Source organism: uncultured Flavobacterium sp. (assembly GCF_937967675.1).
GTDB lineage: Bacteria > Bacteroidota > Bacteroidia > Flavobacteriales > Flavobacteriaceae > Flavobacterium.
The window spans coordinates 22,365-28,605 of the sequence record NZ_CALBSN010000190.1; the positions used below are offsets into that span (position 1 = coordinate 22,365).

6 protein-coding genes are annotated in these 6,241 nt (G+C 31.0%); 3 read left to right on the forward strand and 3 right to left on the reverse strand.

Translation table 11 applies throughout. The features are described 5' to 3' along the window. Positions 1-3 precede the first annotated feature (3 nt). Genes nqrC through Q0075_RS12535 form a run of 3 tightly spaced genes read right to left on the reverse strand, consistent with a single transcriptional unit; the run spans position 4 to position 3,208 of the window. A complete protein-coding gene (gene nqrC, locus Q0075_RS12525; RefSeq protein WP_297869798.1) occupies positions 4-687 on the reverse strand; it encodes an NADH:ubiquinone reductase (Na(+)-transporting) subunit C in 684 nt (227 codons plus the stop codon). A gap of 2 nt (positions 688-689) precedes the next feature. Beyond that, entirely contained in the window at positions 690-1,853 is a 1,164-nt protein-coding gene (locus Q0075_RS12530; protein WP_297869799.1) for an NADH:ubiquinone reductase (Na(+)-transporting) subunit B, read from the reverse strand. A gap of 5 nt (positions 1,854-1,858) precedes the next feature. Next, positions 1,859-3,208, reverse strand: coding sequence for a Na(+)-translocating NADH-quinone reductase subunit A (locus tag Q0075_RS12535; RefSeq protein ID WP_297869800.1), 1,350 nt, complete (start codon positions 3,206-3,208; stop codon positions 1,859-1,861). A gap of 196 nt (positions 3,209-3,404) precedes the next feature. Here Q0075_RS12535 and Q0075_RS12540 point away from each other — a divergent pair, with 196 nt between their 5' ends. From Q0075_RS12540 to apaG, 3 genes are read left to right on the forward strand one after another with little or no spacing between them, the layout of a single operon-like run. Next, the gene (locus tag Q0075_RS12540; protein ID WP_297869801.1) at positions 3,405-4,652 is read left to right on the forward strand and encodes a DUF5103 domain-containing protein; all 1,248 of its coding nucleotides are present in this window, start codon (positions 3,405-3,407) and stop codon (positions 4,650-4,652) included. After that, entirely contained in the window at positions 4,653-5,714 is a 1,062-nt protein-coding gene (locus Q0075_RS12545) for a DUF3667 domain-containing protein (RefSeq protein WP_297869802.1), read from the forward strand. A gap of 3 nt (positions 5,715-5,717) precedes the next feature. Further along, on the forward strand, positions 5,718-6,104 hold the full coding sequence (gene apaG / locus Q0075_RS12550) for a Co2+/Mg2+ efflux protein ApaG (RefSeq protein ID WP_297869803.1): 387 nt from the start codon (positions 5,718-5,720) through the stop codon (positions 6,102-6,104). Positions 6,105-6,241: the final 137 nt, after the last annotated feature.

A 6,241-nucleotide genomic window follows, 5' to 3' on the forward strand; every position in this document is an offset into this window, starting at 1 on the left:
CGATTATTTTTTAATAGATTTTAAATATTTTTCATATGGTTTTAAACCTCTAACTAACATTTCGGTTACACCATTACCCGTTAAAGTAGCACCTGAAATTGCATCAACTTCACCATCAGCTTTGTTGTCTTTTCCAGAATATCCTTTAACTACTTTTAAACCTTGTAAATTTCCGTTTGCATCAAAAACACTCTCTCCAATAAAACTTTTTTGGAAATAATCTTGTGTAATTTCACCACCTAAACCAGGTGTTTCACCTTTGTGGTCAAATACGATACCGTCAACTTTCAAGTTCTCATCTATAGAAACATAACCCCAGATAGCATCCCATAATCCCATTCCTCTTACTGGAATAACATAGAATTTTTTACCATCTTTTTCAGCATTAAAAATTGGAAATTTTCCTTTTTCTTTAGCAATATCAACAGTAAAAGCTTCTTTACTGATTTCTGTTCCATTCTCATCAAAAACTACTTCGCTAATGATGTGTTTTTTATATGCTTCTTCTGAAGCGTCTCTTTCTACAGCTACTCCAAACGATTTTAGAATGTACTGCATTTTCTCTTTCTTAATGTTTGCCTCTTGATCTGGCTTAAGTGCTGTTGCAGCAAATGCTAAAGCAGAAGCTACTAACACAACCATTACAGTCGCAAACAAAAATGTATATCCGTTACTTTCTCTATTCATGACTATGCAGATTTTAATTGTTTAGACTTTGCCAACCTTTTCTTTCTCTTAGCAATGTTTCCATTAACTACGAAATAATCAATTGTTGGAGCTAAAGTATTCATTAACAAGATAGCCAACATTACTCCTTCTGGATAAGCTGGGTTGAAAACTCTAATTAAAATACTAAAGAATCCTATTAATAAACCGTAGATGATTTTTCCTTTATCGGTTTGAGCCGCAGAAACTGGATCCGTTGCCATGAACACAATACCAAAAGCAAAACCTCCAACTACTAAGTGATTCATCCAATCAAAATTCATTAAAGCCGTTAAACCAACAGCATTGAACATCAAAGCAGTTAAAGCCGCTCCAATTACTCCAGAAACCATAATTTTCCAACTACCTACTCCTGTTGCAATTAAAATAAATGCACCAATTAAAATTGCTATAGTTGATGTTTCACCAATAGAACCCGGAATAAATCCTAAGAACATATCCATAGTCGAATACGTTACTTCTTTTCCTTGTGCTAATGAACCTAAAATAGTTTCACCTGATACACCATCAATTGTAGTAGCATCGCTAACCCAAATTTTATCTCCCGACATGAATGTAGGATAAGCAAAGAATGCAAAAGCACGCGCTAATAAAGCCGGGTTGAAAATATTCATACCTGTTCCTCCAAAAGCTTCTTTACCAATTACTACTGCGAAAGCAACTGAAATAGCTAACATCCATAAAGGCAAATCAACTGGCATAACCATTGGAATTAACAAACCAGACACTAAGTATCCTTCGTTAACTTCGTGACCTCTAAAAATTGCAAAAGCAAATTCGATACCTAATCCTACTGCATACGATACAATAATCATTGGTAATACTTTCCATAATCCGTGGAAAAATAAATTTGCAAATGACATGTCAGAACCTTCAATTTGGATGAAGTGTTGGTAACCTGCATTATATATTCCGAATATCAATGCTGGAATTAAAGCTAAAACTACTGTAATCATAGTTCTCTTTAAATCTACTGCATCTCTAATGTGCGCACCATGCTTTGTTGTATGATTAGGCACATATAAAAATGTATCTAATGCATTGATAGCAGGAGCGAATTTTTCAAATTTTTGCCCTTTCTCAAAAGGCTTTTTCATTTGGTCTATTTTATCTCTTAAAAACTTCATAGCTATTATCCTACTTCTTTTATCATTAAATCAAGAGCCTCTCGAATTATTTCTTGAGCCTCAAATTTAGATGTGTTAGTATAATCAATTAAAGCAAAATCTTCTGGAGCTACTTCGTATATTCCTAAGCTTTCCATTTTATCGATATCGCTAGACAAACAAGCTTTTAACAATTGCATTGGATAAATATCCATCGGCATAACCGCTTCCATCTCTCCTGTTACTACTAAAGCTCTTTCTTCACCATTTAAATTAGTATTTGGCGCATATTTTTTTCCAGGCATCAACCAAGACAATCCGGTTCTTGATGCACTGTGAATACTTGGAGATGCAAATGGCATCCAACCAAACATTCTGTATGTATTTCCTTCTGGAATAACAGTTACTACATTACTGTAGAAACCTAAGAATCCGTTAGAAGCAACCTTTTTACCTGTTAAAACGTCACCTGAAATAATTCTAACATTATCTCCTTTGATATTGTTTGCAACCACATCTGCAATTGAAGCACCAGCAAGAACATTGTAATATTGAGCCACTTTAACTTCAGAACCTGCTAAAGCGATAGTTCTTGTTAAATTCAATTTACCTGTTAAAAATAATTCTCCTATGATTGCTACATCTTGAGGAGTAACTGTCCAAACCCTTTCACCAGCACTAATTGGATCAATTTTTTCAATTTGAACACCAACATTTCCTGCAGGATGTGGACCATAAACTCTATGCAATGCCACACCTTTAACATCACTAAAAATCGATTTACCTTTTCCTTTAAAAGACAAATGAACTTTCCCTGTAGTAAGTTTTGCCAATGCATCAACTCCAGCTTGAAAAGCTTCAAGTTTGCTCTCTAAAACAAAATCAACATCAGCCGCTAAAGGAGCCGTTGCATAAGCAGAAATAAAAATAGCTTTTGGAGTATCAGCTGAATTAGCAATCACATCATACGGACGTTGATTGATAAATGGCCAACATCCAGAAGCTAACAAATGTGCTTTTACTTCTTCTGTTGATAAATCATTTGGATTTTTCTTGCTATGCTCTACGAAAACATCTTGAGAATCAGCAGCAATAAGAATTTCAAGTATAACTCTTTTTTCCCCGCGTTTGATTTCTTGGATTTTTCCACTTACAGGAGATACAAATTTTACTTTCTCATCCGATTTAGAATAGAAAATAACTTCTCCTGCTTTTACGTCATCACCTTCTTTTACGACCATCTTAGGAGTTACTCCGTGGAAGTCAGAAGGCTTAACAGCATAGACTTTCGAGCGAGTTACTTCAGCCACTTTGTGCGCTGCTTCACCCTTCAACTTAAGGTCTAAACCTTTTTTAATTCGAATGTCTTTTGACATATTTTTGAAGATATGAGTTGTTAAAAATTTTACTATAAAACGTGCAAATTTAATCAAATACATCACAGCTTACCAAAAATAAAGCCTGAGATTTCATTTATTTATAATAATTCTAAATTAAATGGTTTGATTTAATTTATTTCAATTCCAATAATTTTAAAAGTTTTGCTACATTTACACATTTATAAAAGTAAAAATGAACAAAATTATAGTATTAATTAGCTTGCTATCAAACTATTTTATATATAGTCAATCTGGAATTGAGCAAGAACCTCCATTCAACATCAAAACGATATCTTTCGTTCAAAATCAAAAAAATGTTGTCCCTTATTTTAAATTAGGCGATCATTTTGAATTTCAATTTGATGACTTGTATGCAGATGAATCAGACTACTATTATACAATAACTCAATACAATTATGATTGGTCTGAACCAACTAATTTAGCTAAAAACGAGTATCTAAATGGTATGGACAATCAAAGAATTATTACATACGAAAACTCATTCAATACACTACAACTTTATTCCCATTACACTCAAAAATTTCCAAATCAATTTAACCAAATCACAAAGAGTGGAAATTATTTAATTTCCATTTTAAATGACGAAAATGAAATTCTTTTTACCAGAAGATTTGTAATTTATGAAGAGCTAGTTAACCCAAAAATCACCATTAAAAGAACTCGTGATTTCGAAAATAGAGCTGGAAAACACAACGTTGAATTATCTATAAATTATGGAAATTATATACTACAAAATCCTATAGAAAATGTAAAAGTTTCATTGATCCAAAATGCCGATTGGAAAAATGAAATCTTAGATATAAAACCACAATATACATTAGGAACCGAATTGATTTACCGATACAATAAGGAAACTCAATTTTGGGGAGGAAATGAATTTTATTCAATTGATAACAAAATTATTAGAGCCACTAATAACACAGTAGCTAAAGTTACTTCTGGTGAAAATTTATACAATACTTATTTGTATACGAATCAACCTAGAAAAAATAAAATTTACACCTATTTCCCAGACATAAATGGTAATTTCTATATTGACAACATTAATACCGAAAAACCAGCTATTCAAGCCGATTATTCTTGGATATACTTTACTCTTGACACACCTTTTTTAAATGATAAAAAAATTATAATTAATGGTATGTTTAATAATTACAGCATGTCTGATGATTACAAAATGGATTTTAATAAAAAAACAGGATTATATGAAAAAGCCCTTTTAATTAAACAAGGGTATACAAATTATCAATACGTTTTAACAGATAAAAATGGAAAAACAGACTATGAAAATGCAATAGATGGAAATCATTTCGAAACTGATAATTTATATTCTGTTATTGTTTATTACAAAGGAAATAATGATAGATACCACAGAGTAATCGGAATATCCATTACCAATAGTTTGTATATTCAAAATTAAATGAAAAGAAAAGATTTAAAATACCGAGGTGAAAAATGCATCAATTGCGAGACCTCTCTTGATATAAGCGAAAAATATTGTCATGCTTGTGGCCAACTAAATTCAACTAAAAAATTAGATATCAAAGATTTTATTGAAGAGTTTTTTTCTAATTTTTATGCATACGATTCCAGGCTAAGAAATACATTTATTACGCTTTTTACAAAACCTGGAGTAGCTGCTCGAGAATTTTCAGAAGGTAAAAGACACCATCATGCTAATCCATTTCGTTTGTTTTTAAGCATTTCGATTGTTCTTTTTATAGTTATGGATTTTGGAAGTTCAATTAAAGAAACACCTTTAAAAACTAATGAGCCTAATAAAAACACCACAACAAACGATAGCTTAAAAACAAGTAAAGTTTTTAATCGAAATTCTGAAATTGTTGAAGTTGATTCAAAAACAGCAAAAGAATTTCATCGTGATTCAATATACAAAGCAAGCGAATTAGGAAATGATCCTGAAAACCTGAGTCATTTGAATTTAAAATTGACCATTTTTAGAAACTACAATATTAAAAATCCAAATTTATCAAATGAGGAGGCTTTAAAAAATCTTGGGTTCGAAAATAAAAATTTGAATCGTTATTTATATGAAAAAGCAAAAAATCTAAAATCAAATGATGTTTTAAGAGAAATGGGTGATTATTTACTAGCCAAATTACCATTCCTGATTTTTTTATCAATTCCTTTTATCGCAATTATCTTTTGGATTACCTTCTATGACAAAAAATTCAATTATACAGACCATTTAGTATTCTCTTACAACTTTTATTCATTCATGTTTGTCAGCTTAATTTTATTAGAAATAATTGGATTTATATCTACTGATATTTCTGAAATTTTAATTGGAGTCAGTTTTTCTATTTTGTTTCCAATTTACCTTTATAAATCTTTAAGAAATTTTTATCAAAACAGTCGTTGGAAAACAATTTTTAAATTCCTATTTTTGAACATATTATTCATACCCATTTCATTACTAGCTGTTTTCGTATTAATAGCAGTATCGATAATTTTATTTTAATATATGGTTAGTCAAATTACAAAAGGCATAAAAATTTCTGTTTTAACTAGTTTTGAAGGCACATACTTCAAAAACTACAAAATTCATTTTGCCTTTTCGTATTGTGTTACCATTGAAAACCAAAGTAAAGATTCGGTACAATTAAATACACGTCATTGGGAAATTTACGATGCACTCAACAACCTTGAAGTAGTAGATGGTGAAGGTGTAATTGGGAAAAAACCAGTTATTAAACCAGGTGAAAGTTATACTTATTCTTCTGGATGCTTACTTTCTTCTCCTCTTGGTGCTATGAAAGGCTATTTCAACATGGTAAACTTTACCTCAACCAGAAGTTTTAGAGTTACCATTCCAACTTTCAAGCTTAGTGCTCCTTTTGCTATTAACTAAATAGCAAACTAATCAGCTTAGCGTTATTTGTTATCGATAATTCAAAATATACTTTGTATTTTTGTAATCGTTTATGAATTTATCGTAAATCAAAGCACAAAATTGTCTAATCTCAAAATACAACACCATGTTAAAAG